General features: G+C 55.2%; 1 protein-coding gene. It reads right to left on the bottom strand.

Translation table 11 applies throughout. The annotated features are described in order from the left end of the window. Positions 1–151: 151 nt before the first annotated feature. On the bottom strand, positions 152–491 hold a 340-nt coding region (locus tag H6B10_RS15265; RefSeq protein ID WP_204652338.1), incomplete at its 5' end, for a cation:proton antiporter.

Here is a 491-nt window from a genome sequence, read left to right as displayed (position 1 = left end):
CCTTTGCCGAGTTTTACGCCGCTATGCGCGCCAAAGCTTTTGCCCAAGGGTTAACAAACAGCCAGGAGTTGGGCGGCTTTGTACACCACGATGCATCCGCTTTCTGATTTAACATAAAAAGAGCCCGGTCCTGAAGGACCGGGCTCTTTGTTTATGCTTGAATCTGGCTGGGATGCGGTTGCGGCGGCATTTGGGTGAACAACTTTTTAAGCACCAGCGGTGTTGCCACCGAAGAAACCACAATCAGCAGGATGACGGCCGTAAAGTAGACCGGGTCTACCGCATTGACGGCCAATCCCTTTTGCGCCACGATCAAAGCCACCTCGCCGCGGGTCATCATACCCACGCCAACCTTGAGCGAATTGCCCCAGTTGAAGCGGCAAAGGCGGGCAGCCAGGCCGCAGCCAATGATCTTGGTGAGCAGCGCCACCACCACAAAGCAGATGCAGAACAGTACAATATCCGGCGTAAGGCCGCTGATGTCGGTTTTG

The sequence above is a fragment of the Gemmiger formicilis genome, from assembly GCF_016901605.1.
Classification (GTDB): Bacteria; Bacillota; Clostridia; order Oscillospirales; family Ruminococcaceae; genus Gemmiger; species Gemmiger formicilis_B.
Note: the sequence above shows the minus strand (reverse complement) of the source record. Positions and strands in the feature narration are given on the sequence as shown.